The organism is Yeosuana marina (assembly GCF_011762485.1).
Lineage (GTDB): Bacteria > Bacteroidota > Bacteroidia > Flavobacteriales > Flavobacteriaceae > Yeosuana > Yeosuana marina.
In genome coordinates this window covers 169,144-196,143 of the sequence record NZ_JAAKGI010000037.1, presented here as the reverse complement: position 1 = coordinate 196,143, position 27,000 = coordinate 169,144, and the positions used below count along the sequence as shown (strand labels likewise).

25 protein-coding genes are annotated in these 27,000 nt (G+C 33.2%); 8 read left to right on the top strand and 17 right to left on the bottom strand.

Features of this window, described 5'->3' with window-relative positions:
* The first annotated feature begins 29 nt into the window (after positions 1-29).
* From G5V56_RS16570 to G5V56_RS16555, 4 genes are read left to right on the top strand one after another with little or no spacing between them, the layout of a single operon-like run.
* Positions 30-1,328: an NAD(P)/FAD-dependent oxidoreductase gene (locus G5V56_RS16570; RefSeq protein ID WP_166967173.1), complete on the top strand. Its 1,299-nt coding sequence runs from the start codon at positions 30-32 to the stop codon at positions 1,326-1,328.
* Between the two features lies 1 nt (position 1,329).
* Positions 1,330-2,928 carry a 4Fe-4S binding protein gene (locus G5V56_RS16565; RefSeq protein ID WP_166967171.1) on the top strand — a complete coding sequence of 533 codons (1,599 nt, stop codon included), beginning with the start codon at positions 1,330-1,332 and terminating at the stop codon, positions 2,926-2,928.
* Positions 2,929-2,976: 48 nt separating this feature from the next.
* Entirely contained in the window at positions 2,977-3,669 is a 693-nt protein-coding gene (locus G5V56_RS16560; protein WP_166967168.1) for a glycosyltransferase family 2 protein, read from the top strand.
* Positions 3,666-5,156 carry a cellulose synthase family protein gene (locus G5V56_RS16555; protein ID WP_166967166.1) on the top strand — a complete coding sequence of 497 codons (1,491 nt, stop codon included), beginning with the start codon at positions 3,666-3,668 and terminating at the stop codon, positions 5,154-5,156. Before G5V56_RS16560 ends, G5V56_RS16555 begins: the two co-directional genes overlap by 4 nt.
* An 8-nt stretch (positions 5,157-5,164) precedes the next feature.
* Here G5V56_RS16555 and G5V56_RS16550 read toward each other — a convergent pair whose 3' ends face one another.
* Complete coding sequence (locus G5V56_RS16550) at positions 5,165-6,391, bottom strand: M20/M25/M40 family metallo-hydrolase (RefSeq protein ID WP_166967165.1); 1,227 nt, start codon at positions 6,389-6,391, stop codon at positions 5,165-5,167.
* Between the two features lie 183 nt (positions 6,392-6,574).
* Here G5V56_RS16550 and G5V56_RS16545 point away from each other — a divergent pair, with 183 nt between their 5' ends.
* The 3 genes from G5V56_RS16545 to G5V56_RS16535 all read left to right on the top strand — a co-directional run bounded on the left by G5V56_RS16545 (position 6,575) and on the right by G5V56_RS16535 (position 9,615).
* Positions 6,575-7,687: a TolB family protein gene (locus tag G5V56_RS16545; RefSeq protein ID WP_166967163.1), complete on the top strand. Its 1,113-nt coding sequence runs from the start codon at positions 6,575-6,577 to the stop codon at positions 7,685-7,687.
* 133 nt (positions 7,688-7,820) lie between these two features.
* Positions 7,821-8,828: a methylmalonyl Co-A mutase-associated GTPase MeaB gene (gene meaB / locus G5V56_RS16540; RefSeq protein WP_166967161.1), complete on the top strand. Its 1,008-nt coding sequence runs from the start codon at positions 7,821-7,823 to the stop codon at positions 8,826-8,828.
* 34 nt (positions 8,829-8,862) lie between these two features.
* The gene (locus G5V56_RS16535) at positions 8,863-9,615 is read left to right on the top strand and encodes an acyl-[acyl-carrier-protein] thioesterase (protein WP_166967159.1); all 753 of its coding nucleotides are present in this window, start codon (positions 8,863-8,865) and stop codon (positions 9,613-9,615) included.
* Positions 9,616-9,691: 76 nt separating this feature from the next.
* On the opposite strand, the gene scpA is transcribed toward G5V56_RS16535, so the two are convergent.
* The 8 genes from scpA to mce form a co-directional block, all read right to left on the bottom strand.
* Positions 9,692-11,827, bottom strand: a complete 2,136-nt coding sequence (gene scpA / locus G5V56_RS16530) for a methylmalonyl-CoA mutase (protein WP_166967157.1) — start codon at positions 11,825-11,827, stop codon at positions 9,692-9,694.
* Positions 11,824-13,638 carry a methylmalonyl-CoA mutase family protein gene (locus G5V56_RS16525; protein ID WP_166967148.1) on the bottom strand — a complete coding sequence of 605 codons (1,815 nt, stop codon included), beginning with the start codon at positions 13,636-13,638 and terminating at the stop codon, positions 11,824-11,826. Before G5V56_RS16525 ends, scpA begins: the two co-directional genes overlap by 4 nt.
* A 28-nt stretch (positions 13,639-13,666) precedes the next feature.
* A complete protein-coding gene (locus G5V56_RS16520; protein WP_166967145.1) occupies positions 13,667-14,956 on the bottom strand; it encodes an acetyl-CoA hydrolase/transferase family protein in 1,290 nt (429 codons plus the stop codon).
* A gap of 50 nt (positions 14,957-15,006) precedes the next feature.
* Positions 15,007-16,326, bottom strand: a complete 1,320-nt coding sequence (locus tag G5V56_RS16515) for a sodium ion-translocating decarboxylase subunit beta (RefSeq protein ID WP_166967142.1) — start codon at positions 16,324-16,326, stop codon at positions 15,007-15,009.
* An 88-nt stretch (positions 16,327-16,414) separates the two neighbouring features.
* A complete protein-coding gene (locus G5V56_RS16510; protein WP_166967139.1) occupies positions 16,415-16,840 on the bottom strand; it encodes a biotin/lipoyl-containing protein in 426 nt (141 codons plus the stop codon).
* Positions 16,841-16,863: 23 nt separating this feature from the next.
* Entirely contained in the window at positions 16,864-17,226 is a 363-nt protein-coding gene (locus G5V56_RS16505; RefSeq protein WP_166967136.1) for an OadG family transporter subunit, read from the bottom strand.
* Positions 17,226-18,785 carry an acyl-CoA carboxylase subunit beta gene (locus G5V56_RS16500; protein WP_166967132.1) on the bottom strand — a complete coding sequence of 520 codons (1,560 nt, stop codon included), beginning with the start codon at positions 18,783-18,785 and terminating at the stop codon, positions 17,226-17,228. The genes G5V56_RS16505 and G5V56_RS16500 overlap by 1 nt, the downstream gene beginning before the upstream one ends.
* Before the next feature lie 38 nt (positions 18,786-18,823).
* Entirely contained in the window at positions 18,824-19,231 is a 408-nt protein-coding gene (gene mce / locus G5V56_RS16495; RefSeq protein WP_166967128.1) for a methylmalonyl-CoA epimerase, read from the bottom strand.
* A 171-nt stretch (positions 19,232-19,402) separates the two neighbouring features.
* Between mce and G5V56_RS16490 the strand changes: the two genes are divergently transcribed.
* The gene (locus tag G5V56_RS16490) at positions 19,403-20,860 is read left to right on the top strand and encodes a mannosyltransferase (RefSeq protein WP_166967126.1); all 1,458 of its coding nucleotides are present in this window, start codon (positions 19,403-19,405) and stop codon (positions 20,858-20,860) included.
* 9 nt (positions 20,861-20,869) lie between these two features.
* Here G5V56_RS16490 and G5V56_RS16485 read toward each other — a convergent pair whose 3' ends face one another.
* The 8 genes from G5V56_RS16485 to G5V56_RS16450 form a co-directional block, all read right to left on the bottom strand.
* Positions 20,870-21,235: a hypothetical protein gene (locus G5V56_RS16485; protein ID WP_166967124.1), complete on the bottom strand. Its 366-nt coding sequence runs from the start codon at positions 21,233-21,235 to the stop codon at positions 20,870-20,872.
* Positions 21,236-21,425: 190 nt separating this feature from the next.
* Positions 21,426-21,839: a VOC family protein gene (locus G5V56_RS16480; RefSeq protein WP_166967122.1), complete on the bottom strand. Its 414-nt coding sequence runs from the start codon at positions 21,837-21,839 to the stop codon at positions 21,426-21,428.
* 10 nt (positions 21,840-21,849) lie between these two features.
* The gene (locus G5V56_RS16475; RefSeq protein ID WP_166967120.1) at positions 21,850-22,080 is read right to left on the bottom strand and encodes a hypothetical protein; all 231 of its coding nucleotides are present in this window, start codon (positions 22,078-22,080) and stop codon (positions 21,850-21,852) included.
* A 12-nt stretch (positions 22,081-22,092) separates the two neighbouring features.
* Positions 22,093-22,425 (bottom strand): hypothetical protein, encoded by a 333-nt coding sequence (locus G5V56_RS16470; protein WP_166967118.1) that lies wholly within the window; start codon positions 22,423-22,425, stop codon positions 22,093-22,095.
* A 2-nt stretch (positions 22,426-22,427) separates the two neighbouring features.
* Positions 22,428-23,405, bottom strand: a complete 978-nt coding sequence (locus G5V56_RS16465) for a deoxyhypusine synthase family protein (RefSeq protein WP_166967116.1) — start codon at positions 23,403-23,405, stop codon at positions 22,428-22,430.
* Complete coding sequence (locus G5V56_RS16460) at positions 23,392-24,330, bottom strand: arginase family protein (RefSeq protein WP_166967114.1); 939 nt, start codon at positions 24,328-24,330, stop codon at positions 23,392-23,394. Before G5V56_RS16460 ends, G5V56_RS16465 begins: the two co-directional genes overlap by 14 nt.
* Positions 24,323-25,720 (bottom strand): type III PLP-dependent enzyme domain-containing protein, encoded by a 1,398-nt coding sequence (locus G5V56_RS16455; RefSeq protein ID WP_166967112.1) that lies wholly within the window; start codon positions 25,718-25,720, stop codon positions 24,323-24,325. The genes G5V56_RS16460 and G5V56_RS16455 overlap by 8 nt, the downstream gene beginning before the upstream one ends.
* A gap of 333 nt (positions 25,721-26,053) precedes the next feature.
* The gene (locus G5V56_RS16450; RefSeq protein WP_166967110.1) at positions 26,054-26,923 is read right to left on the bottom strand and encodes a pseudouridine synthase; all 870 of its coding nucleotides are present in this window, start codon (positions 26,921-26,923) and stop codon (positions 26,054-26,056) included.
* Positions 26,924-27,000 lie beyond the last annotated feature (77 nt).

The following is a 27,000-nucleotide window of genomic DNA, read 5'->3' as shown; positions in this document are numbered from 1 at the left end:
CGACAAAACCATATATTATATAAATTGTTATGGATCATGTTGTTATTATTGGAAATGGAATTTCGGGTGTGACAGCCGCTAGGTATATAAGAAAACTTTCCAACAAACAAATTACCATTATTTCTGCTGAATCAGACTATTTTTTCTCGCGTACAGCCCTTATGTACGTGTATATGGGACATATGAAATTTGAACACACACAACCTTATGAAAATTGGTTTTGGAAAAAAAATAAGATTGATCTTGTAAATGGCTTTGTAAAAACCATAGACACCGACCATAAAACACTTGTCTTTGAAAATGGCAACACTTTAAACTATGATAAACTTATTATCGCAACGGGCAGCAAACCCAATAAGTTTGGCTGGCCTGGACAAGATTTAAACGGTGTTTTGGGTATGTACAATAAACAAGATTTAGAAAATCTTGAAAAGCTTGCCCCAAACAATAAGCTATGTAAACGCGCCGTAATTATTGGTGGTGGTTTAATTGGTATTGAACTTGCTGAAATGTTGAGTTCAAGACAAATTCCTGTTACCTTTTTAGTAAGAGAATCTAGCTTTTGGAACGGTGTTTTGCCTGAAGGTGAAAGTACTATGATTAACGAACATATTAAAAGTCATCACATTGATTTACGTTTATCATCAAATTTAAAAGAAATTATTTCTGATGAAAACGGACGCGTAAAATCAATCATTATCAAAGAAACGGGTGAAGAAATTCCTTGTAATTTAGTTGGACTTACAGCTGGTGTGTCACCAAATATTGAATTTATTACGTCCTCTAAAATTGAAACCAACAGAGGTGTATTAGTCAACAGATATCTTGAAACCAATATACCTGATGTATATGCAATTGGTGATTGTGCCGAGCAACGTGAAGCCATTGGAAACAGAAAACCCATTGAAGCCGTTTGGTATACGGGACGCATGATGGGAGAAGTCATTGCTCAAACCATCTGTAGAAATAAGATGACCTATAATCCTGGGCATTGGTTTAACTCTGCTAAGTTTTTTGATATTGAATACCAGACCTACGGTTGGGTATTTGCAAAACCAAAGGAGAATCATGCGCACTTTCATTGGAAACACGCAGACAACACCAAATGCATAACCATTGAATATAATACCATTACCCATGAATTTATAGGGATTAATACCTTCGGAATACGCATGCGACACGAAACCTTTGACACATGGCTAACAGAAAAGCGTACTATTGATTTTGTTATAAATCATTTGAGCGATGCCAATTTCGACCCCGAATTTTACAAACGTTTTGAAAACGATATTCTAGCAACCTATAAAAACCAACTACAAAACGTATAAGATGAATAAGAACTTAGAAGAAAGTATGTCGTTGGCTAAACCAAATGCTCAAGACCTTACAGTATCTCAAAAAACTGCTGTTTTTATTGGAGTTTTAGGTCTTTTTATTTTTGTATTAGCTCTTTTTAATGTCTCCTTTCCTAATAGAGGTTTGACGATTTCTGTTGCTCTAGGTTCCATTTTTATTGGAGTTTTCATATTTTCAAATGCTGCTTATCTCAATACATCGAAAGGTATAAAAAATGATGGAGTATGGTTTAAATCTATATCGTCAAGAGGCGTTTTAGGTTGGGCTATAGGTATTATTTTAACCTTATTTTACATCGTCCTTTATTTTTATCCACAGTATTTAGGCTTAGCATCCAAAGGCGCATCTAATACAGGGTTAATTGCCCTCTTTGATCCGTTAAGTCTTTTATTAAGTGGAAGACCTGCAAGTCAATGGTTTGTTTATGGCACACTTTACACCTTAGCTATTCTTGTTTTTGGTTATAAATTCATATTAAAATATCGCCATAATCGCTACCAGCAATTGCGAACCGTATCGGTTATGTTCTTTCAACTAGGCTTTGCTTTTTTAATTCCGGAATTCATGGCTAGATTAAATGAAAGTCCGCATTATAATTTACCCTACTACGATTTAAAAAGCATGTGGCCATTAAACTATTATCTTTTTGATGGCTGGTCTATAAATGGATTTTTATCATCAGGAACGCTCGGTTTAGCCTTATTAATTTTTGGTGTGTTATCCGTCTTTGTGGTGTCCCCTATTTTAACTTATAAATACGGGAAACGATGGTATTGCTCTTGGGTTTGTGGCTGTGGTGCCTTAGCCGAAACCGCAGGTGATTCCTTTAGACAACTAAGTAGCAAAAAACTATCGGCGTGGAAGTTAGAACGCTGGCTTATTCATACCGTTTTAGTGTTTTCTGTGATTATGACGATTTCTGTGATTTATACCTATTTAGGAAGTGATCCCGACAAATTTTGGTTAACACGAAGTGCGTTTCTTTTAAGTATTGGTATACTTTTAACTTCAGTTTTTGCCGTCGTTATGTTATTCAAACGTCAAGAATTAGGAAAAGATGCGCGTTATGGAGCTATTGGATATTTTATAATCATTGCAGCGCTTTTCATAATGCATTATACTGGAACAACTGATAAAATCTTCCTCATAAAATCAAGTAGTCTCCGCTCAGCCTATGGCTTATATATTGGTTCCATATTTTCAGGTGTTGTAGGAACAGGCTTCTACCCTATTTTAGGAAACAGAGTTTGGTGCCGTTTTGGTTGTCCTATGGCTGCTATCTTAGGATTCCAACAAAGACTGTTTTCAAAATTTAGAATTACAACTAATGGTGGACAATGCATTTCCTGTGGTAACTGCTCTACCTACTGTGAAATGGGAATTGATGTTCGAGTTTATGCTCAAAAAGGCGAAAATATTGTAAGAAGTAGCTGTGTTGGCTGTGGCGTTTGTAGTGCCGTTTGTCCAAGAGGCGTACTAAAATTGGAAAACCGAAACCTTAAAAACCGTATCAATTCCCGTGATATTTTACTAGGAAATGATGTTGACTTAATAGATTTAATAAAACGTTAAAAAATTCATAAAAGTATTGTACTTTTGCAACCTATTAGTTAATACTTTATGCCCATCATAAAAGTCATCATTCCTGCTTATAATGAAGAAGATTCTATAGCAAATGTTATAAATGACATACCAAAAATTGTTAACGAAATTATAGTTGTTAATAATAATTCTAATGATGATACTGCAAAAAATGCCACTAATGCTGGTGCTACCGTATTAACTGAAACCAGAAAGGGTTATGGTTATGCCTGTTTGAAAGGAATGGATTACATAGCAAATCAATCAATAAAACCAGAAATTATTGTGTTTTTAGATGGTGATTACAGCGATTATCCTGAAGAACTTACTAAACTAGTACAACCCATTATTAATGATAATATTGATTTGGTTATTGGAGCTCGTGTAAAACAATTAAGAGAATCTAATTCAATGACACCTCAACAAGTGTTTGGTAATTGGCTAGCAACATTTTTGATGAAACTTATTTATGGTGCACGTTTTACAGATTTAGGACCATTTAGAGCTATAAAATATCAAAAGTTAGTAGATTTGCATATGGAAGACAAAACCTATGGATGGACTGTTGAAATGCAATTAAAAGCTTTAAAACAAAAGTTATCATATATTGAAGTTCCTGTAAAATATAAACAAAGAATTGGTGTCTCAAAAGTGTCTGGAACATTAAAAGGTAGTATCTTTGCAGGCTTTAAAATTTTAGGTTGGATTTTTAAATACAGTATTAAAAAATGATTTTTGCTACACTTACTATAGTTATTTATACCATTGCACTTTTACTCATATTTTTGTATGCATTGGCTCAACTTAACTTATTATTTAATTATTTAGCGTCCAAAAAACATATTGATGATTCTGCGGTTTTCGATTTTTCAAATCCAGATGAAATTCCGTTTGTAACCATACAGCTACCCGTTTATAACGAAATGTATGTTATGGAACGCTTACTTGATAATATTGCCTTACTTGATTACCCTAAAGATAAACTAGAAATTCAGGTTTTAGATGATTCAACCGATGAAACAGTAAAATCAACTTTCGACCAAATCGAAAAATTAAAACTTACCGGTCTAGACATTAAACAAATAACCAGAACAGATAGAACTGGCTTTAAAGCTGGCGCCCTAAAAGAAGGATTAAAAGTTGCCAAAGGAGAATTTATAGCCATTTTTGATTCTGATTTTCTTCCTAAAAAAGATTGGCTTAAAAAAACGATTCCATATTTCAAAAATGAAGAAATAGGTGTTGTTCAAACACGATGGGGACATATCAATCGTAATTATTCCATACTCACAAAAATTCAAGCTTTTGCCTTGGATGCACATTTTACCTTAGAACAAGTTGGACGAAACAGTAAAGGTCATTTTATCAATTTTAATGGTACTGCTGGTGTTTGGAGAAAATCATGCATATTAGATGCTGGAAACTGGGAAGGTGACACACTAACGGAAGATCTTGATTTAAGCTATAGAGCGCAACTTAAAAACTGGAAATTCAAATACCTTGAAGACGTTGAAACGCCGGCCGAACTTCCTGTTATTATAAGCGCAGCAAGATCTCAACAATTTAGATGGAACAAAGGTGGTGCTGAAAACTTTAGAAAAATGCTTTGGCGTGTTTTAAAGAATGAAAACATTTCTACTAAAACTAAAGTACATGGCGTCCTACATTTACTTAATAGTACCATGTTTTTAAATGTTCTTATCGTTGCTGTTTTGAGTATACCTATGCTCTATATTAAAAATGAATATGCTCATTTAAAACCCTATTTTTATGTGATGAGCTTTTTTGTAATAAGTACTGTTATATTCTTTATTTGTTATTGGATTATGTACAAAAATATATATGGAAGTGGCGTGAAAAATTTCATTAAATATATAGGGATGTTTTTTACCTTTTTCTCGATTGCTATGGGCTTTTCATTACATAATTCCATAGCTGTTCTAGAAGGTCATTTTGGTAAAAAAAGTGAATTTATACGTACTCCAAAGTTCAATATAAATTCCTTAAAAGATAGTTGGAAAGATAATAAATACATTAAAAAAGGACTTTCTATACATGTCTTGTTTGAAGGTATTTTAACCCTCTATTTTGCCTTTGGTATGTACAGCGCTTTTGTTGTTGGCAACCAAGGAGGTGATTTTGGTTTATTCCCTTTTCACCTGATGTTATTCTTAGGATTTGGATATGTGTTTACTAAAAGTGTATTCTCTAAAGTGTAATGTACTTATTAAAAAGTAACATCTAAAACGAGTATCTCATCACCTCTTTTTACACTTACTTTAGTGGTACTACCTTTTTCAAATTTACCAAGTGATTTCATATAACTCATCATGTCTTCAACCCCATAATCACCCATTTTAACCACAATATCTCCTTTTTGCATTCCAGCTTTTTGAGCAGGTTTATCTTCGCTAACACCATCAATTCGCATTCCTTTACCACTAAATAAATAATCAGGCACAACTCCTAAAGTAACTTTAAAAGCAGGCACTTCCTGACTTTCATTCTTTGTTTTCCTAAAAGCTATTTTACCATCATCATTTAATTCTGTAATGATTGACAATATAAATTGAGTAATCTCTTCCATTCCTTCATAATTCAACTTATCTGCATCATCAGAAGGTTTATGGTAATCTTCATGCTGACCCGTAAAAAAATGCAAAACAGGTATGTCCATTAAATAAAATGAGGTATGATCGCTTGGCCCCACACCAGATTCGTGTTCAGCAATTTTAAAATCTCCTTTGTTAGAAAAAAGAACTTGTTTAAAAATCGGTGACGTACCCACACCATGAACAGCTATTGCTTTCTCATCATTCAGCCTACCCACCATATCCATATTAAGCATATAATCGACCTTCTTTAAATCAATTGTTGGATTCTTTACAAAATAATTAGACCCCAACAGCCCCATTTCTTCACCTGAAAAGGCAATAAACAAATAATTATTATTCGTGTTTATTGTTTTTAGTTGCTTCGCTAAATGAAGCATAGCGGCAACACCACTAGCATTATCATCAGCGCCATTATGAATTTGCGGCGTATCTCCTCTATACAAAGAGCCTTCAATACCCATTCCTAAATGATCATAATGAGCTCCAATAACAACAGTGTTCTCGGCATTATTATTTAAATATGCGATGACATTCGTTCCTGTAGTAGTACTATCTTCAGATTTACTCACATAATTCACGTTTCCATGTGGATCACTTTTATCTTTAAATGAAAACTCTTGAAAATAACCTTTAACTCCTTTAGGTTCTAAACCTAAATTCTTAAATCTATTAGCAATATAATCAGCAGCTAAAATCTCATAAGATGTACCTGTTTGTCTTCCATGAAGACTGTCTGAAGCCAACAAAACAACGTCGTCTTTCATAGTTACTTCAACAGGCTTTTCTTTTTTACATGAAATAAATAAACCTATTGCCAACAGTATATAAATTGATTTCATCTGTTTAATTTGTATTGTTTTAGCAGTAAGATGTAATACCCTTAAAAACGAATGATATTGATACACTTTTTTTGTTAACTGATATTTCATAGTACCTACTATTTTTTAAGTTTGATAAAAAATTATGAATAAAAATCAATCAATTGATAAGATTGTTTATTTTTATCTAAAATAGTTTAAAAAATGAAAATCGTCATAATTTTATCAGTTTTTTTCTGCTTTTTATCATGTAAAGATGTGAAAAACAAAGAATCCTCTAAAGAGGCAAATACTTCTGAAGCATCCATTGAAACAAAAAAAGATACGTTAATTTTTCCAGAAGAGAAACACTTTAAATCTATAAAACAAATCACGTTTGGTGGTGATAATGCGGAGGCTTACTGGAGTTTTAATGACAAGCAATTAATATTTCAATCTAACAATAAAAATTGGGGTCTTAATTGTGATCAAATGTTTTTAATGAATTTTGGAGAGACTTTTAAAGACTCGAAACCGCCAATGATTAGTACTGGTAAAGGGCGAACAACCTGCGCATATTTCCTTCCCGATAACAAACACTTTGTATATGCGTCTACTCATTTAGTAGATGAAAATTGTCCTGAAGTGCCGCTAAGAAAAAATGGGAAATATGTGTGGCCGGTTTATGATTCTTTCGACATTTTTGTAGCAGATCTTGACGGAAATATCACAGGACAGCTTACCAACGAACCAGGATATGACGCTGAAGCTACTGTATCGCCTAAAGGCGACAAAATAGTTTTCACATCAACGCGCAGTGGCGATTTAGAACTTTACACTATGAATATTGATGGCACAGATGTTAAGCAAATAACCAACGAATTAGGCTATGATGGGGGTGCGTTTTTCTCTCCAGATGGCACCAAATTAATTTTTCGTTCTTCACGACCAAAGACCGATGAAGAGATAAAAGCATACAAAGATCTTTTAGCCAACGGATTGGTAGAACCTACCGAAATGGAGTTGTACATTTGTAATGCGGATGGAACAGACTTACGCCAATTAACCAATTTAGGAAATGCCAATTGGAGTCCGTTTTTTCATCCATCGGGCAAAAAAATATTGTTCTCATCAAATTTTGAATCCGAAAGAGGTTTTCCTTTTAATTTATATATGATTGACCTTGACGGAAAAAATTTAGAACGCATCACTCATAGCGAAACCTTTGATGCGTTTCCTGTGTTTTCCAACGACGGTAAATATTTAGCGTTTTCATCAAATAGGCATAATGGAGGCGGAAGAGATACCAATTTGTTTATTGCAGAATGGGTCGATTAAGAAACTAATTTCTTTTTATTTTTTTCAAAGAATAAAAGAAAAACGGCTCGTTATTTATGGTGCTTTTTTTCAATATGAGTATCTTTGTTTTGGTAGTTAACCAATAAAAAAGGGTTAACTTTCTATTCTAAAAATGAAAGCATACAAACCAAAAAATAGGCTAACTACACAAGCATACATTGACGGTGTTTTAAATGGCGATAGAGTTATTTTATCCAGAGCAATAACTATTATAGAAAGTAATTTAGAAAGTGATAAATTGCTCGCCAAAGATATTATTCAGGCTATTTTACCTACCTCTGGAAATTCTATACGTATAGGAATAACGGGGGTGCCTGGTGTTGGAAAAAGTACGTTTATTGAAGCTTTTGGAAAACACCTTATTAACCAAGGACATAAAGTCGCTATTTTATCGATAGACCCAAGTAGCCAACGTTCAAAAGGAAGTATTTTAGGTGATAAAACCCGGATGGAAGAGTTAAGTAATTTAGAAAATGCTTATATCCGACCTTCGGCTTCTGGTGAAACCCTTGGCGGTGTTGCCAATAAAACAGCAGAAAGCATGTTACTTTGTGAAGCCGCTGGATACGATGTTATTTTAATTGAAACTGTTGGCGTTGGACAATCGGAAACCGCTGTTCATGGTATGACCGATTTCTTTTTACTCTTAATGCTCGCTGGTGCTGGTGACGAACTCCAAGGGATTAAAAAAGGCATTATGGAAATGGCCGATATGGTGGTTATCAATAAAGCCGATGGTGATAATATTCGTATGAGTGAAATGGCACGATTACAATACCAAAATGCATTACATATTTTTCCGCAATCTGAATCTGGATGGTCTCCGGTAGTTACAAAGGCCTCTTCAACAAAAAACACGGGCATTGATGCGGTTTGGGATGAAGTCTTAAAATATAAAGAACTGGTTACCAAAAATGGTTACTTCACAAAAAACAGAAATCATCAAAAAATACGCTGGATGTATGATAATATTAATGAAGAACTAAAACACATGTTTTATGGTTCTAAAGATATTTCTGACGAACTTTCTATTCTAAAGAAAGATATTATTTCTTCTAAAATTTCACCCGTAAAAGCAGCACAAAAAATAATTAAGCAGTTTAAAGCATCTTTTCAATAAGAAAGATATTTAATATTTTCTGAAATCATAAAAAATGAAGTTTCAAAATTATTTTGACAAACAATTTGAGCTACGATATTTTGAAATGAATAAATTAGGCTTAGCAACGCCTACAATTATTTTAGGGTTATTGGAAGAAACAGCAGCAGACCATTGCTATTCTATAAATCATAGTTTATTTGATCTTTTTAGCAAAAATGTCGGTTGGGTTTTAGTTTCTGGCTTTTTACAAATGGATCGTTACCCAAATTATAAAGAAAAAATCACTATTAGAACCTGGTTATCTAGCTACTCTGCAATTAAAGGATATAGAGAAAACCTTATTTTTGATGAACAGCATAATATCATAGGTCGCGCCAAAGGCTTATGGCTTTTCTTTGATATTGAAAGGCGAAAACCAATTCCTATTTTTGCAGATATTAAAGAACAGTGGTCCTCTTATAGCGAAGAATCCATTGAAAAAAACATTCGGAAAAAAATTGATTCTATTGACACGGCAAATCACCTAAAAACATTCAAAGTCAACCGATTTGATACAGATATGAATAAACATGTCAACAACATTAGGTATTTACAATGGACCATTGAATCCATACCAGAAGACATTGTAGATAACTACTATTTACATCAAATAGATGGTCGTTTTATTGCCGAAGCCGAATACGGGGATACTGTCTTATCATTGACCAACGAAGACAGTCAAAAACATTCTTTTAAACATACCATAAAAGTTAAAGGAAGTAACACCGTTTGTGCGACCGCCAAAACCGTATGGAAAAGAATTTAAAAATAATGGTATAAAATAAAAAAACCACTTGTGTTTTAAAACGCAAGTGGTTTTTTTAAATCAAACAAGTTATATATTACTCTTGCTCTAAATATTTCTCCATTATAGAAATAGCTGCTTCAGAAATTACTGTTCCTGGTCCGAAAATAGCCGCTACTTTGCGTTCTAATAAATAATTGTAATCTTGCTCTGGAATTACACCACCAGCAAACACCATAATATCTGGTCTTCCTAGTTTTTCTAACTCCGCAATTAATTGCGGAATAAGTGTTTTATGTCCGGCCGCCAAACTAGAAGCTCCAACAAAATGCACATCGTTTTCAATGGCTTGTTTTGCAACCTCTTCTGGTGTTTGAAATAATGGTCCCATGTCGACATCAAATCCTAAATCGGCAAAACTAGATGCCACTACTTTAGCGCCTCTATCGTGCCCATCTTGACCCATCTTTGCAATCATAACACGCGGACGACGTCCTTCTATCTCTGCAAATTTATCAGCAAATTTTTGCGCTTTTGCAAATGTATCATCGTTATTTACTTCTTTACTATACACACCACTTATTAATTTAGTATCTGCTTTATGTCGTCCAAAATGAACTTCTAAAGCATCTGATATTTCTCCTAAAGTTGCAAAATTTTCTGCAGCTTCAACCGCTAATTCTAATAAATTACCTTTTCCTGTTTCGGCACAATCAGATAATGCTTTTAAATTAGCATCGACAACATCTTGATTTCTATTCGCTCTTAATTTCTTTAAACGTTCGATTTGTGATAATCTTACCACAGAATTATCAACTTCAAGAATTTCTATATTTGATTTCTCGTCGGTTCTAAATTTATTAACCCCAACTAAAATATCTTGCCCAGAATCTAAACGCGCTTGCTTTCTAGCCGATGCTTCTTCAATACGCATTTTAGGAACACCAGTTTCGATAGCTTTTGCCATACCACCAAGTTCTTCAACTTCCTCAATCAATTTCCAAGCTTTTTTAGCAATTTCCTGAGTTAGATATTCTACATAATAAGAACCAGCCCAAGGATCGACCGCTTTTGTAATTTGCGTTTCGTCTTGGATATATATTTGGGTGTTACGTGCAATTCGCGCAGAAAAATCGGTTGGAAGTGCAATCGCTTCATCAAGTGCATTAGTATGCAAAGATTGCGTGCCACCTAAACCAGCAGCCATCGCCTCAATACATGTTCTGGCGACATTATTAAAAGGATCTTGCTCGCTTAAACTCCATCCAGACGTTTGACTATGTGTACGCAAAGCCATCGATTTTGGATTTTTAGGATTGAATTGTTTAATGATTTTTGCCCACAACATACGTGCTGCACGCATTTTAGCAATTTCCATAAAATGATTCATACCTACTGCCCAGAAAAATGATAATCTTGGCGCAAATTCATCTATTTTTAATCCTGAAGCTAATCCTGTTCTAATATATTCCAATCCATCTGCTAGCGTGTATGCTAACTCAATATCGGCCGTAGCACCAGCTTCTTGCATGTGGTAACCACTAATAGAAATAGAGTTAAACTTCGGCATATATTTGGTCGTATATTCAAAAATATCCCCAATAATTTTCATCGATGGTAATGGTGGATAGATATACGTATTACGCACCATAAACTCCTTTAAAATATCGTTTTGAATGGTTCCGCTTAAGTGATCTAAAGACACACCTTGTTTTTTTGCAGCTGCAATATAAAACGCCATAATAGGCAATACCGCACCGTTCATGGTCATAGAAACCGACATCTTATCTAACGGAATTTGGTCAAATAAAATTTCCATATCTAATATCGAATCGATGGCAACACCAGCTTTTCCAACATCACCAGTTACACGCGGATGATCTGAATCGTATCCACGGTGCGTCGCTAAATCGAAAGCAACAGACAATCCCTTTTGTCCGGCTGCTAAGTTTCTTCTATAAAATGCATTGGACTCTTCAGCTGTTGAAAACCCTGCATATTGACGAATTGTCCAAGGTCTGGTAACATACATTGTGCTGTAAGGTCCTCTTGTAAAAGGAGGCAATCCTGCCGCAAACTGTAAGTGTTCAGCATCTTTAATATCGTCTTTAGAAAACTGTTTTTTTACAGGAATTCCTTCTGGTGTGTTCCAAACATCTTGTGTCTCTGTGCTCTTTCTTGTCTCTTGTTTACTAACTGTATTTAAAGTTAGATTTGAAAAATCCCGTCTCATACTTCTAAAGATTTAATGTTTTTTTGAACTTTTTTCTGAACTCCTGAAATGGTTTGAATTACATCTGATTTCATATGAATACATCCGTCTAAACCTGATGCTGTTAATACGTCTAACAAATTAACAGGATTTCCTGCCAATAAAAGCACTTTTTCTGTGTTTAACGATCGAAACACTTGCACAAAACGTAATGCACTCGCATCGTAATCATCATCGGAGCTACAAATAACAACCACATCTGAATCTGAATTAGCGCTACTTTCGGCAGCCTTTTCAACATCAGCATAACTTTGCTCTGCTAAAACTAAAAAACCACTAACGCCTAAAAAGTCATAAGAAAAAGCCGCTCTTGCTTTACGCATCGTTAAATTACCAAAGCTTGTCAATTCAATAACTGGTCTTTTTTTAGTGTTTTCAACAATTTGTTCTGTTACTTTTCTAACAGCTTCAATTTCTAAAGAGGCGCGCCTTGGTGTTAACAGTTTAGAATTTTCAACTGCTCCAGATGATAAAATTTCCGAAGACACCGTTTCCATTAGGTTAGGATATTTATTAACGCCAACCATTGGTAATCGTCGTTGACTAATTAGCTTTATTTTTTCTTGGCGAATCTCTGCTATTTGTTGCTGAATTATTTCTGCTTCAAACGCTTTATAAAAACCACCTTGAGCTTCAATTTCTTTGAAAAGTTCTAAAGCTTTTTCGGCTATTTTAGTACTAACATCTTCAATATAATAAGACCCATCAACTGGGTTTGATACTTTTCCGAAGTAAGATTCTTCTTTTAAAATGGTGGCGATATTACCCGCTATTCTACTTGAAAAATCTGATGGATTGTTAAATTCTTTATCGTAAGCATCAATTAAAACGCCATCAACATTTCCTAAAATAGCAGACATAGTTTCGGTAGTTGCGCGTAATAAATTGGTGTGCGCATCGGTTATAGATTTACTCCAAACTGATGTTTTTGCCGTTAACATATGCTTTACAGGAACGCCATATTCTTTTCCTAAGGCAGTTAATGCACTGTTGAAAGCTCTAAACTTACCAATTTCAACAAAATATTCTGAACCGACAGCTAATTGAATATGTAAATTATTAAAAATGGTTTCTATATGAATATCTCTATCGAGACATTGTTCAATTACATAAACTAAAGAATTTAGAGTATATGCTACCTCTTGAACCTGATTTGCACCAGCATCTAAATAGTTAGCACCTGAAATAGTGATGGTTTTAAAATTTGGGTACGATTTGCCTAATTTTACAACATTACATAGCGCATTAAATTGAGAATCTTCAACTCTGCCTTTTGTAACATAATTTGAGATTAATTGTAAATCGAAATATCCTTTAAGATTTTTAGTATCATTTAAATTCTGTTCTGCAAAATCGAAAAAGTCACTTGCAAAACTAGAGTCGTTATTCTGTAAAATAAAAGATACGGCAACTTCATTTAAATTAATACCACTTAAAAGTTTATCTACCAATACGTTTTTATATATTGTAAAAAGAAGTCCGGTAATACCTTCCTTAACGGCTTTCAATGCGAGTTTATTCGCGCTTTCGGCAGACTCAACAATTATATTTCTATAATTGATTAATGCTTGCGAATTTTGACCAGTATTAGTAATATACTTTAATTTGTCTTCTGTGTTGTAAAAAGGTTGAATATCGATTTTGCTTAAATTCTTCCAAACAAGCTTTTTATCAAAATCGGCACCTTTTAAATCAACATTCACTTTCTCAATCCATTGTTCCTTTGAAACCGGACCAAATTCTGAAAAAAGTGTTTTATTGTTAGTACTCATACTACATATATTTTTTTAAACTATAAATTTAAATCATTACACTGTTAGTTCCAAAACGTTCGAAAATCGCTTTATCTAATTCCTCTCTGTGATCTGGATGTGCCACATCTCTTAACGCTTCAGCTCGTTGCTTTAATGTTTTTCCAAATAATTCGGCGACACCATATTCAGTGGCTACATATCTTGCATGGGCTCTGGTTGTTACTACTCCTGCTCCAGGTTTTAAAGCGGGCACAATTTTAGAAACTCCTTTTAGCGTAGTCGATGTAATAGCAATAATTGGTTTCCCTCCTTTTGATAAGGCTGCGCCACGCATAAAATCCATTTGACCACCAACACCAGAAAACATTCTTGTTCCTATGGAATCTGCGCAAACTTGACCCGTAAAATCAATTTCAATAGCAGAATTAATAGCGGTTACTTTTGGATTTTGACGAATAATTGCCGTATCATTTACATAAGCTATATCAAGCATTTCTATTTCGGGATTGTCATCCATAAAATCATACAAACGTCGTGTTCCCATCGCGAAACCAGAAATAATTTTATAAGGGTTTACTTTTTTCTGAGATCCATTAACGATGCCTTTTTCAACTAAATCAACAATACCTTCAGAAAACATCTCGGTATGAACACCTAAGTTTTTATGATTAGTTAAATATGTTAAAACCGCATTAGGAATACCACCAATACCCATTTGAAGTGTGGCCCCATCTTCGATAATGTTGGCAATATTTTTTCCAATAGCCTGTTCTTGTTCTGTTGGTGCAACAAATTGCATTTCATGAATATCTTCATCTACTAAAACACAGGCACTAAACTGATTTAAATGAACTAAAGCATCACCAAACGTACGAGGCATTTTAGGGTTTATTTGAGCTATGACTTTTTTACTATTCTCAATGGCTGAAATAACAATATCTACAGAGACCCCTAACGAACAAAACCCATGTTTATCTGGTGGTGACACATTAACTAAAACCACATCTAAATCCATATATCCTTCTCTAAACAAGCTAGGAATATCACTTAAAAAAATAGGAATATAGTCAACAGTATTACCCACCATTTTTCTTAAATTTCCACCAATAAAGAATGCACTTGTATGGAAACTTTCTCTAAACTCTGGATTTGCGTAACCACATTCTCCTTCTGTATGTAAGTGGCAGATTTCAACCTTTTTAAGTTCAGGAGCACGTGCTACCATCGCTTTTATTAATGTTTGAGGTGTTGCAGAACCTCCTTGAATTAATACTCTATTTCCAGATTTTATAAGTTTGACAGCTTCTGCAGCTGACATTACATTTGGAATTTTCATTTTAAAACTATTTTAATTGTACCTGATTTCATTTTAATTAATAATCAATCTTATCCTAAGAAACTTAGTATAATACCGGCTGCTATTGCAGATCCAATAACTCCTGCTACGTTTGGTGCCATCGCGTGCATTAATAAATAGTTCTGAGGATCGGCTTTAAGACCTTCTGTGTGTACGACCCTCGCACTATCTGGAACAGCGGAAACACCAGCAGCTCCAATAAGCGGGTTTAATTTATCGTCACCTTTAAGGAATAAATTCATGAATTTCGCAAACAACAAGCCTCCCATTGTTGCTATCACAAATGATATGGCTCCTAAAGCAAATATCAGCATAGAATCTTTAGTTATAAAAATATCAGCTTGAGTTGATGCTCCAACGGTAACCCCCAAGAGAATCGTAACTATATCTATTAATTTAGTTCGCGCTGTATCTGCAAGTCTTTCGGTTCTACCAGATTCTTTTAGTAAATTCCCAAAGAATAACATTCCTAATAAAGGTAATGCGCTAGGAGAAATAAAAGTTGTTAATAATAAAGCGACAATAGGAAAGATCATTTTCTCTTTTTGAGAAACTGCTCTTGGTGGTTTCATTCTTATTAATCGTTCCTTTTTAGTGGTAAGCAACTTCATTATTGGGGGTTGAATCACTGGCACTAAAGCCATATAAGAATAAGCCGCAATCGCAATTGGTCCTATTAAGTTTTTAACCGTTGTACCATCTGCCAACACGTTAATACCATTTGCTAATTTTGAGGATAAAAATATGGCAGTTGGCCCATCTGCTCCACCGATAATACCAATAGCACCTGCTTCTGGTAAGTTAAACCCTAAATAAAGCGCTCCTAAAAAGGTTGCAAATACACCAATTTGAGCGGCCGCTCCAAGAAGCATAAGTTTCGGGTTAGCTATAAGTGAGGAGAAATCAGTCATTGCCCCAATACCTAAAAATATAAGTGGTGGATAAATTCCTTTTACCACTCCAAAATACAAGTAATTTAAAACCGATCCGGCTTCATAAATTCCTGTTTGATTTCCTGCTACAAACGGTATATTACCAAGAATAACACCTGTTCCTATTGGAATTAATAATAGCGGTTCGTAGTCAAATTTAATACCAAGGTAGATAAAAATAATTCCTATTAAAATCATAATTATATTTCCAGATTCGGCATTTGCAAAACCTGTATATTGGTAGAATTGTTTAATCCCATTAAAAGCTTCCGAAACAAATCCTTCTGCAACAGTAATATCGTCCTCATAACTCCGTGCAGACACTTCTGAATTAGTAGAATTAGTGTTAAATCCTAAAACTGGTCTTATAAAAACGAGTAGTGAAAGAACTCCAAATATTAATATTATTTTCTTCATTTTTTTCTGTTTTGGTCAAATCAAAGCATAAAAAAGTTAACAGTCTTTAAAAAAGATCTTATTTTACTTGAAATGACATTACCTAGTTTTATTCTAATTCTATCATTACTTCACCTTGCAGAACTTGTTGTCCTACGGTAACATTAATTGCAGTAACGACTCCCGATTTTTCTGCAACGATACTATTTTCCATTTTCATAGCCTCAAGAACTAATAACAAATCGTTCTCTTTAATAGTATCGCCTACTTTTACATTTAGAGATAATATAACTCCTGGTATTGGCGCAGTAACTTTTGCTTTTCCAGAAGAACTTGGGTTTACTTTTACCGGCTCTACAGGTGCTGCTTTAGATGGTTTACGAACAAGTGTTGGTGTTTTTCTTGTTTTTATTTCTTCTTTCATTTTTACAGAATAACTTGTTCCGTTAACCTCCAAGTCTATCGTATTATTTTCTTGCGAAACAATTTTAACGCTGTAATTGTTTTCATTTATTTTGAATGTGAAATTTTTCATATTTTTTATATTTCTTTAAGATTTTACAATCTTTTATTATAGGCTCCGTATATTTTAGAACTCCATGGAGAATATAATTTACGAGCTTGTTTTATGGTTAATATGGCATTTTCGTTATCATGCTTTACATCAAGGTACATGTATATAGCCATGGAAATTGCTGCTGCAACTTCTCCTGTAAATTCTTCATTTACTTTTGAAGAAATCTCTGCAACCTTTTTATCTGGACCTTTTGTTATGATTTTGTATATATAAAGCATAAATGGTAATCCAAACTTAAAAAAAAGTGTTAACAGCAATAATCCGCTAAAAACAATTACTAAACCAGTAAATAGAATAACATAGCCTTCACTTAACTTATCGGTATATAATAATATATGTGTCATTATAATGGAATATTTGAGTGTTTTTTTGGTGGATTTACTTCTTTCTTATTAGCTAATAATTCTAAAGCTCTAATAATTCTAAATCGTGTATTTCTTGGTTCAATTACATCATCAATAAATCCATATTTAGCAGCCACATAAGGATTTGCAAACTTGGTAGTGTACTCATTTTCTTTTTCTTCAATATAATGTTGTTTTTCGTCTGCATCTTCAATCTTACGAATGTTAGAGCCTTCTAAAACTTCAACTGCTCCTTTAGCTCCCATAACAGCAATTTCTGCAGTTGGCCATGCGTAATTCAAGTCTCCTCTAAGTTGTTTACAGCTCATTACATCATGTGCTCCACCATAAGATTTACGAAGTGTGATTGTTACTTTAGGAACGGTTGCTTCACCGTAAGCAAATAATAGTTTGGCACCGTGTAAAATAATTCCAGCATATTCTTGTCCTGTTCCAGGCAAGAAACCTGGTACATCAACTAGTGTTATAATAGGAATATTAAATGCATCACAAAAACGTACAAATCTAGCAGCTTTTCTTGAAGCTTCGGTATCTAAAACTCCTGCATAGTACTTAGGTTGGTTAGCTACAATACCAACCGAATGCCCATTGAAACGAGCAAAACCAACTACTATATTTTTTGCATAATTTCTATGCACTTCTAAAAACTCACTATTATCTGTTATGGTTGTAATAACATCTAATATATCATAAGGCTGATTAGCATTTTCAGGAATAATGGTATTCAAAATATCATCTAATCGATCTATAGGATCTGAAGTTGAAATTAATGGTGGATCCTCAAGATTATTTGAAGGCAAATAACTTAACACTTTTCTAATCAGCATGAGGTTTTCTTCATCATCTTCAGCTAAAAAGTGTGATACTCCAGATTTCGTAGAATGAATTGTGGCTCCGCCTAATTGCTCGGGAGTTACAACTTCTCCTGTTACAGATTGTACAACCTTAGGACCTGTAACAAACATGTAACTTGTTTGATCTGTCATAATAGTAAAATCTGTCAAAGCTGGTGAATAAACCGCTCCACCAGCACATGGCCCTAAAATGGATGATATTTGTGGAATAACGCCGGAAGCCATAATATTTCTTTGAAAAATTTCAGCATAACCAGCAAGCGATCTTACACCTTCTTGAATACGAGCTCCACCACTATCATTCAGTCCTATTACAGGAACACCAATTTTCATAGCCATATCCATTATTTTACAAATTTTTAAGGCATAGGTCTCAGAAAGTGACCCACCAAAAACCGTAAAATCTTGAGCAAAAATGTAAACAATTCTTCCGTCAATAGTTCCGTGTCCTGTTACAACTCCATCTGATAAATATATTTCTTTGTCTAATCCAAAAGACTTAGTTCTGTGAGTTACAAACATGTCAAACTCTTCAAAACTATCATCATCTAAGAGGATATCTATTCGCTCACGAGCCGTTAATTTCCCTTTAGCATGTTGAGAATCGATACGTTTTTCACCGCCTCCCAATCTTGCTTTGGCTCTTTTTTCAATGAGCTCGTTAATTTTATCTTGATTTGCCATACTCTTATGTTTTTACTTATGTATTTTATTAATTGAAATTATTCGGGTTTTGAACAAAGTTCTGTGAGAACCCCTAATGTAGATTTTGGATGCAAGAACCCAATATCTAAGCCTTCTGCCCCTTTTCTTGATTCTTTATCAATCAATGTGACTCCTCGTTCTTCGGCTAATTTTAAAGCTTTGGTAGCATTATCTACGGCAAACGCTATATGATGAATTCCTTGACCTTTTTTAGCAATAAACTTACCAATTGGTCCATCTGGAGACGTGCTTTCCAACAATTCAATTTTAGTATTACCTACTAAAAAAAAGGCCGTTTTAACTTTTTGATCTGCCACTTCTTCTACGGAATAACAGGTCATTCCCAAAACGTCTTCATAATACTTGATTGATTCCTCCAAATTTTCAACGGCAATACCTAAGTGCTCAATGTGTGAAATATTCATAACTTATATATTTGTTTGATTTTGTCTGTTTATGTATGTCAAAATTAGAACAGGACTGTTTTTTAATTTATGACAGATATCATATAATATCGAAAAATTCATTTAGTTATTAACTATATCGTAATAGTTTTTTAAGGCTTGCATCTTACCAAATAATCTTATATTTGAAATATGCTTTTAAACACCAATTTTTTAAAATTTCATAGATTTTCACTACTCTTGGTTTTTTCTTGCATACTCTTTTATATCAGCTTTGCCTATGGTTTAGTGAGGACAGATTATATAAAGCTGATTATGCTGTATGCAGCTCTATTTTATTTGTTTTATAAACTAACAATTTCTAACAAAAACGCCATTACCTTTTTGTTTATTATATCTTTTTTGTTAAGATTTATTTTTCTCTTTGCTCTTCCAAATCTATCTCAAGATTTTTATCGCTTTATTTGGGATGGCAGAATGATTTTAGAGGGGATTAACCCTTATTTATTTACTCCGGAATCGTTTATCTCTAAAGGTGTTTTTCCAGTATATCAAGCCCAAGAATTATACAATGGCATGGGAATTTTAAATGGTAGCCACTTTACCAACTATCCACCTGTTAATCAGCTTTGTTTTGTAATTGCAGGACTATTTGCAGGAAAGAGTATTTTGGGTTCTGCTATTGTAATGCGTATTATAATTATTTTAGCAGATTTGGGAACGTTTTATTTTGGAAAAAAAATTCTTGAAAAACTTAACATTCCTATTCACAATATATTTTGGTATATCCTTAATCCATTCGTTATAATAGAACTTACTGGAAACCTTCATTTTGAAGGAGTTATGATTTTTTTTTTAGTATGGAGTTTATATTTACTGCAATCTAGGAAATTGAAATTTTCTGCCATTATTTTAGCATTATCAATTTCAGTAAAATTAATTCCTCTTATTTTTTTACCTCTTCTTTTTAAGTGGTTTGTAAAACCTAGTGACCATTTTAAGTCTTTACAAAAAACATCAAAATTTATTAGACCTGATGAAAATAACAAGGCAGTTATGAGTAATAATTACAAAATACAAGGAATAGCAAAACTAATGTACTTTTACAGCATTGTTGGTTTGACAACTTTAGTTTTATTTTTACCTTTTTATTCTTCAGAATTTATAATTAATTACACAAAAACTGTTGCCTTATGGTTTCAAGATTTTGAATTTAATGCTAGTTTATATTACATAGCTAGAGCAATAGGCTATTTAGTTACCGGTTATAATGAGATTAGTATTATAGGAAAAATTATTCCTATATTAGTTGTTTTGGTTGTTATAGCTATAGCGCTATTTAGAAAAAATAAAACCTTACCAGGCCTAATTACTAGTATGCTATTGGTGTTATCATTTTACTATTTTACAAGCACAACTGTACACCCATGGTATATTGCAACACTTTTAATTTTAAGTGTTTTTACTAGATATAGGTTTCCCTTGATTTGGAGTTTTGTTGGCATATTAAGTTATTTGGCTTATACAAATTCAGATAACACAGAAAATCTATGGATAATTGCTTTAGAATACACCATCATTTATAGCTTTTTTATTTGGGAAGTATTTATAAAAAAGGCCACCAAAAATGGCAGCCTAAAAATACATTGACTATATTATTTATAATTTTTCAAGTTTTGTAATGGTATTAACGATGTCTTCATCCTCATAACCATCTGCATCTTTTGTTACTATGGTTTCTGTGGTATAGGTGATTTTAAATTTTGCTCCTAATAAAGCATCAGATTCCAAATCAAATTCTGAAGAAACTTCTTTGTTAATTTTTTGAAATGTTAACGTATACTCTTCATCTTGATTATCTTGATTTACGATAAAATTATAACCATAATCTTCATGTCCATCAAATACAGCTTCAACCGTAATTGGATCTTGATTAACAATATTAGTATTATTTGTTTTTAACGGTGCGAATGAAAATAAAGGTATTATAAATAAGGCAACTACTGACAAATAAATTGTTTTCATAATTTTTATATGTATTAAATTTACAAGTGCATGCAAATGACTAATAGTCTTCTAGAAAATTAGATTTATTGTTTTACTTGTAACTATTAAAATGAAATTGTGTATTATTTCAGAAGTTTGCCACCTCAAGTCTGAAAATGCTTTTAGTAAAACTTTTTAGAGTTTTACATGTGGCGGGAGTGTATTTTTATTATGCTTTGAATATGTCTTTTGATTCCTTGAATGTCTTAAATTCTAACATATAGCCATTAGGATCTTTAACAAAAAACGATATGTGTTCCCCTAATTGGTCTTTTAAATAAGTAGATTCTGTTACTAAATCTTCTTTCAAACTGTTGTATTTTGAATATATTGTATTCCAAGTATCTAAATCTACAATAACACCAAAATGAAATGATGGTAATATTTTGCCTTCAAAAATATAATTAGGACTATTAAAATTGAACTTTTTAGCTTTTATAAATGTAATTTGATGTCCGAACAAATTAATATCTATCCAGTTTTGAGTATTTCTACCATAACTGGCTCCAATACTATCAACATAAAATTTTTTCGTTTCTTTTATGCTAATACATGGTAACGACATATGAAATGGTGTGTCCATATTCAAGTTTTTAAAGTGGCTTTAAACTTTCTACTCTATAAAATACTAAATCTTCATCTGAGCTATCTACAACTTCAATGTACGATACCCTAAATGATTTACCTATTAAGCTTTCATCATTTTTTAAATCAAATTGCTTTAAGGCTCTTGGGTGGACTTCTTCAAAAGCCATATCTTCTCCCGTTTCGAATAAAAACTTAAAATAACCGTCTTCGTATGATATAAAAACAGCTTCTATCATGTTGTTAATCTTTTAATCTAAATCAATTTCGTCTGAATCCTCATCAGGTGCTACTATATCTGGATCTTGTACAGCTTCTGGATCATCACTATCAAAATCTTCATAATCATCCTCATCATAATTTTCCATCGTTTTAACTAATTTAGTACTCACTTTAATCAGGTACTTTGTGTCTTCAGTATTAACTTCGACAGCTTCAACTAGTTCGTTTTTAGCATTTCTGAATGAAATAATATCATCTTCATCATAACCATCAGGATACTTTTCTACTAAAAGGCCTAAAATTTCTGGTGTTAATTTTTTAAAGTCAACTATGACTCTTTTTCGGTTGTCTTTTTTATTCATAATTACATATCTAATAGGTAGGCAAAAATAAGTGGTGCTACGATAGTGGCATCACTCTCTATAATAAATTTAGGTGTGTTAATATCTAATTTTCCCCAAGTTATTTTCTCATTTGGTACGGCACCAGAATAAGACCCGTAACTTGTGGTTGAATCACTAATTTGGCAAAAATAACTCCAAAAAGGTGTATCTGTTCGTTCCATATCTTGATAAAGCATTGGGACTACACATATAGGAAAGTCTCCTGCTATACCTCCTCCTATTTGAAAAAAGCCAATACCATTCTTTGAATTATCGGTATACCAATCAGCTAAAAAGGTCATGTATTCTATTCCTGATTTCATGGTACTTGCCTTAAGCTCTCCTTTAAGCACATAGCTTGCGAAAATATTCCCCATAGTACTATCTTCCCATCCAGGCACAATTATAGGTAAATTTTTCTCTGCTGCTGCATACATCCAAGAATCTTTTAAATCAATTTCATAATATTCCTCAAGAACACCGGACAGTAACATTTTGTACATATATTCATGAGGTAAATAGCGTTCGCCTTTCTCTTCGGCCTCTTTCCAAATTTTATAGATATGTTCTTGTAATCGTCTAAAGGCCTCTTCCTCTGGAATACATGTATCTGTAACTCTGTTTAATCCCTTTTCTAGTAAATCCCACTCTTCTTGTGGTGTTAAATCACGATAGTGAGGCACACGCTTATAATGCGAATGTGCTACCAAATTCATAATATCCTCCTCAAGATTGGCACCTGTACAGGATATAATTTGAACTTTATCTTGACGTATCATTTCGGCAAAAATCTTACCTAATTCAGCTGTACTCATAGCTCCTGCTAGAGACACCAACATTTTTGAGCCTTGCTTTAATTGTTCTTCATAAGCTTTTGCTGCATCAACAATAGTTGCCGCATTAAAGTGCAGGTAGTACTTTTCAATAAAATTAGAAATTGCTCCTTTAGTATTCGTCATCATCATCAAATTTAGAAATATTATTTTTTTGGTTTATGCCTTCGTATGAATTATCATAATCATCATCCACATTTTCATCTGCAAACTTATAACTTAACATTTTATAATAAAGCCTTGCCATTAAAAAATCTGACGATGCATTTAATTCATTAGGACATAATCCTACCAAATCAAGTCCGACAATATTTTTTTCTTTAAACAACTTGCTTAAAAAATCTAACGTTTCATACCAAAATAATCCTCCTGGTTCTGGTCTTGCTACAGACGTCATGATTGAAATATCTATTGCTGACAAATCAAACGTAATATATACATTATCTGTCATTTGGTCAATAGCTGAATCCATCCATGTGTCATCAACAGCCATTTCATTAGCAAAATATATTTTCTCTTCATCTATAACCGTTTTTTCTATAGCACTCATAGAACGAACGCCAACTTGAATTAAATTGGTTGTTTGGCTAGCCTCATAAAGAGCGCAATTTTCATGCAATGCTGACCCCTTATAAGTTTTTAACAAATTGGCATGTGCATCTACATGAAGCACTGTTAAACTATTAAAACATTCATTAAAAGCACGAATGGCACCAATAGATATGGTATGATTTCCTCCAACCAGCGTAACAAACTTATTTTTTTTGATATATTTTTTAGCTGATTGGTGCACAGCATTAACCATCGCTTCTGCCGATGAGTCTTCGGTAACTGCATCAGCTAAATAAACACCTTGTTGATAGACTTCTGTATCAGTCTCAATATCGTAAAGTGTTATGTCCTCTGATGCTCGTAAAAAAGCTTCTGGCCCTTTTTTAGATGCTTTTACAGAATCCTTTGCCTCACCATAAGGAACAGGAATCAGCACAATTTTTGCTTGTTCTAACTTAGAAAATTCCTCTGGAATTCCTGCATACGTTTTATTAATCATTATAACCTAAAATTTTAAGTAAGTCTTCACTTTTTTGTTGTTCACTAAATAATTCCTGAGTAAGGTTTCCATCCTCATCCTTATCAATTAAGATATGCTTTGGTGACGGAATTAAACAGTGCTGTAAACCGCCAAATCCACCAATCGTTTCTTGATACGCTCCCGTATTAAAAAAGCCAATATACAAAGGTTTTTCTTTATTATACTTTGGTAGGTAAATCGCATTCATATGTTGTTCACTATTGTAGTAATCGTCACTATCGCATGTTAAGCCTCCCAAAAGCACTCGCTCGTACGTATCATTCCATCTATTTACTGGCAACATTACAAAACGTTTATTAATGGCCCAAGTATCTGGTAATGTTGTAATGAACGAGGAGTTAATCATATTCCATTTTTCACGATCATTTTGTTGTTTTTGATAGAGTACTTCATAAATAGCTCCGCCACTTTCACCTACTGTAAAACTACCAAATTCTGTGAATATATTCGGAACAGGAACTTCCTCTGCATCACAAGCTAATTTTATCTGGTTGAGTATTTCATCTACCATATACTCATAATCAAAATCAAAAGCTAGCGAATTTTTTATAGGAAATCCACCGCCAATGTTTAAACTGTCCAGTGATGGACATATGTGTTTTAAACTGGTATAAACCTTTAAACATTTTGATAATTCATTCCAATAATAGGCATTGTCTCTAATCCCGGTATTAATAAAGAAGTGTAGCATTTTTAACTTCACTTTTTTATTATCACGTACTTGTTTGTTGTAAAAAGGTACGATGTTTTTATAGCCTATTCCTAACCTAGAGGTATAAAATTCAAATTTTGGTTCTTCTTCAGAAGCTATTCTAATCCCTATATTGAATTTCCCTTTAATTTCTTCTGATAATAGATCGATTTCTTCATAATTATCAATAATAGGAATGCAGTTTTTATGGCCATTATTGATTAAACGCGCAATATTTGTTACGTACTGGGCTCGTTTAAAACCATTGCTTATAACAAAGGTCTTATCGGTAATTTTACCTTCACGTTTTAAATTCTCGACAATATCAATATCGAAAGCCGAAGACGTTTCAATATGTATATCATTCTTTAGGGCTTCATTTAAAACATGCTTAAAATGAGAACTCTTGGTGCAATAACAGTAATTGTATTTTCCTTTATATTTATTATTTTTTTTAGCTTTTTCAAACCAGCCTTTGGCTCTATTAATGTTATTAGATATTTGAGGCAGGTACGTAAACTTTAATGGAGACCCATAAGTTTCAACCAATTCCATTAAATCAATATCATGAAATTGAAGATTCTTATCCTCCAACTTAAATTCTTCTTGCGGAAAATCAAAAGTTTGGCTAATAAGGTCAATGTATTTAGTATTCATTATTTTTTATCTGGTATAAATTTCTCAAAAATTTTTCACTTACAAGTTATAAAATCAATAATTAATGAGAAAATCAAATTTGCTTTTGGATGCAAGTGGTAGGCACAAAACCATTTGCATGTTGGCTTGATGTTATTGTATACGTGGAAGTTAGCTTTAAAATTCGGTTGCTTAATCTAAAAACTACTTTTGAACATAACTTCCTAATGTCCATAAGCCCGAACATAGAAACATATTTCAAAACTGTTCAGCTAAATGCATTACAAATGAAATATAAAAAATTGAATTTTGTGCTTTTTTTTTATTTTTTTTTAAAGAATACAACTAATTAAACTACAGCATTTTAAGCGTATTTAACTCTTGTTCTGTAAGATGTTTCCAATGTCCTCGAGGAATATCTTTTTTGGTAAGATGACCAATAGCAACACAATCTAGGCTAATAATTTCATATTTTAAATAATCAAAAATAGTTCTGATAATCGTATTGCCTGTATTTTTTATTTTTAATCCAATTTCTTTTTTTGAAGCACCATCAATATAACTGATTTCTTCAACGGCGATTAACTTGCCTTCAACCTTAAACCCTTGTTGGATTTTTTTTAAATCTTCTAGCTTTAAATTTTTATCTAATTCAATTTGAAATAAACGTGTCACTCCGTTTTTGGAATTGGTAAACTTATCTGCTATCACTTCATCATTGGTGAATAATAATAATCCTTTAGAGTTTCTACCTAAACGACCTATCGGTTTAATACGCGATGTCGTAGCATTTGCTACCAAATCCATCACAGTTCTTCCTTTACCCTCACTGGTAGTAGTGGCAAATCCTTTGGGTTTGTTTAATAAAACGTAGGCTTTTTTCTCTGGGTTTATTCTAGCTCCATCATAACGAACCTCATCACCAATCTTAACCTTATAACCCATTTCTGTAATTATTTTTCCGTTTACAGAAACTAGCCCTGTTGCTATATGTGTGTCGGCTTCTCTGCGCGAACAAACACCCGAATTAGCAATATACTTATTCAATCTAACTTCATCTGGATTAGATGATTGTGATTTGTTGTTTCCTGAAGATTTAGATGTAGCCGCTTTTGACTTTACAGGAGCATTACCTCGTGCATAACTTTTTGAGCGACTATTATTAGATCCTCTTCCTGAAACTTTTCCTTTTCCTTTTCCTTTACTTCCTTGATGTCTACTCATTTCTATTTATTTTGTGCAAAGATACTTTATAAATTACGATTTATTGATTTTCAATACCATTTACTAATGACTTCAGC

Bases quoted from the DNA above. Each gene is read 5' to 3' on its own strand.
- G5V56_RS16570 (WP_166967173.1), top strand. From the start codon at position 30: ATGGATCATGTTGTTATTATTGGAAATGGAATTTCGGGTGTGACAGCC.
- G5V56_RS16565 (WP_166967171.1), top strand. From the start codon at position 1,330: ATGAATAAGAACTTAGAAGAAAGTATGTCGTTGGCTAAACCAAATGCT.
- G5V56_RS16560 (WP_166967168.1), top strand. From the start codon at position 2,977: ATGCCCATCATAAAAGTCATCATTCCTGCTTATAATGAAGAAGATTCT.
- G5V56_RS16555 (WP_166967166.1), top strand. From the start codon at position 3,666: ATGATTTTTGCTACACTTACTATAGTTATTTATACCATTGCACTTTTA.
- G5V56_RS16550 (WP_166967165.1), bottom strand. From the start codon at position 6,391: ATGAAATCAATTTATATACTGTTGGCAATAGGTTTATTTATTTCATGT.
- G5V56_RS16545 (WP_166967163.1), top strand. From the start codon at position 6,575: ATGAAAATCGTCATAATTTTATCAGTTTTTTTCTGCTTTTTATCATGT.
- meaB (WP_166967161.1), top strand. From the start codon at position 7,821: ATGAAAGCATACAAACCAAAAAATAGGCTAACTACACAAGCATACATT.
- G5V56_RS16535 (WP_166967159.1), top strand. From the start codon at position 8,863: ATGAAGTTTCAAAATTATTTTGACAAACAATTTGAGCTACGATATTTT.
- scpA (WP_166967157.1), bottom strand. From the start codon at position 11,827: ATGAGACGGGATTTTTCAAATCTAACTTTAAATACAGTTAGTAAACAA.
- G5V56_RS16525 (WP_166967148.1), bottom strand. From the start codon at position 13,638: ATGAGTACTAACAATAAAACACTTTTTTCAGAATTTGGTCCGGTTTCA.
- G5V56_RS16520 (WP_166967145.1), bottom strand. From the start codon at position 14,956: ATGAAAATTCCAAATGTAATGTCAGCTGCAGAAGCTGTCAAACTTATA.
- G5V56_RS16515 (WP_166967142.1), bottom strand. From the start codon at position 16,326: ATGAAGAAAATAATATTAATATTTGGAGTTCTTTCACTACTCGTTTTT.
- G5V56_RS16510 (WP_166967139.1), bottom strand. From the start codon at position 16,840: ATGAAAAATTTCACATTCAAAATAAATGAAAACAATTACAGCGTTAAA.
- G5V56_RS16505 (WP_166967136.1), bottom strand. From the start codon at position 17,226: ATGACACATATATTATTATATACCGATAAGTTAAGTGAAGGCTATGTT.
- G5V56_RS16500 (WP_166967132.1), bottom strand. From the start codon at position 18,785: ATGGCAAATCAAGATAAAATTAACGAGCTCATTGAAAAAAGAGCCAAA.
- mce (WP_166967128.1), bottom strand. From the start codon at position 19,231: ATGAATATTTCACACATTGAGCACTTAGGTATTGCCGTTGAAAATTTG.
- G5V56_RS16490 (WP_166967126.1), top strand. From the start codon at position 19,403: ATGCTTTTAAACACCAATTTTTTAAAATTTCATAGATTTTCACTACTC.
- G5V56_RS16485 (WP_166967124.1), bottom strand. From the start codon at position 21,235: ATGAAAACAATTTATTTGTCAGTAGTTGCCTTATTTATAATACCTTTA.
- G5V56_RS16480 (WP_166967122.1), bottom strand. From the start codon at position 21,839: ATGGACACACCATTTCATATGTCGTTACCATGTATTAGCATAAAAGAA.
- G5V56_RS16475 (WP_166967120.1), bottom strand. From the start codon at position 22,080: ATGATAGAAGCTGTTTTTATATCATACGAAGACGGTTATTTTAAGTTT.
- G5V56_RS16470 (WP_166967118.1), bottom strand. From the start codon at position 22,425: ATGAATAAAAAAGACAACCGAAAAAGAGTCATAGTTGACTTTAAAAAA.
- G5V56_RS16465 (WP_166967116.1), bottom strand. From the start codon at position 23,405: ATGACGAATACTAAAGGAGCAATTTCTAATTTTATTGAAAAGTACTAC.
- G5V56_RS16460 (WP_166967114.1), bottom strand. From the start codon at position 24,330: ATGATTAATAAAACGTATGCAGGAATTCCAGAGGAATTTTCTAAGTTA.
- G5V56_RS16455 (WP_166967112.1), bottom strand. From the start codon at position 25,720: ATGAATACTAAATACATTGACCTTATTAGCCAAACTTTTGATTTTCCG.
- G5V56_RS16450 (WP_166967110.1), bottom strand. From the start codon at position 26,923: ATGAGTAGACATCAAGGAAGTAAAGGAAAAGGAAAAGGAAAAGTTTCA.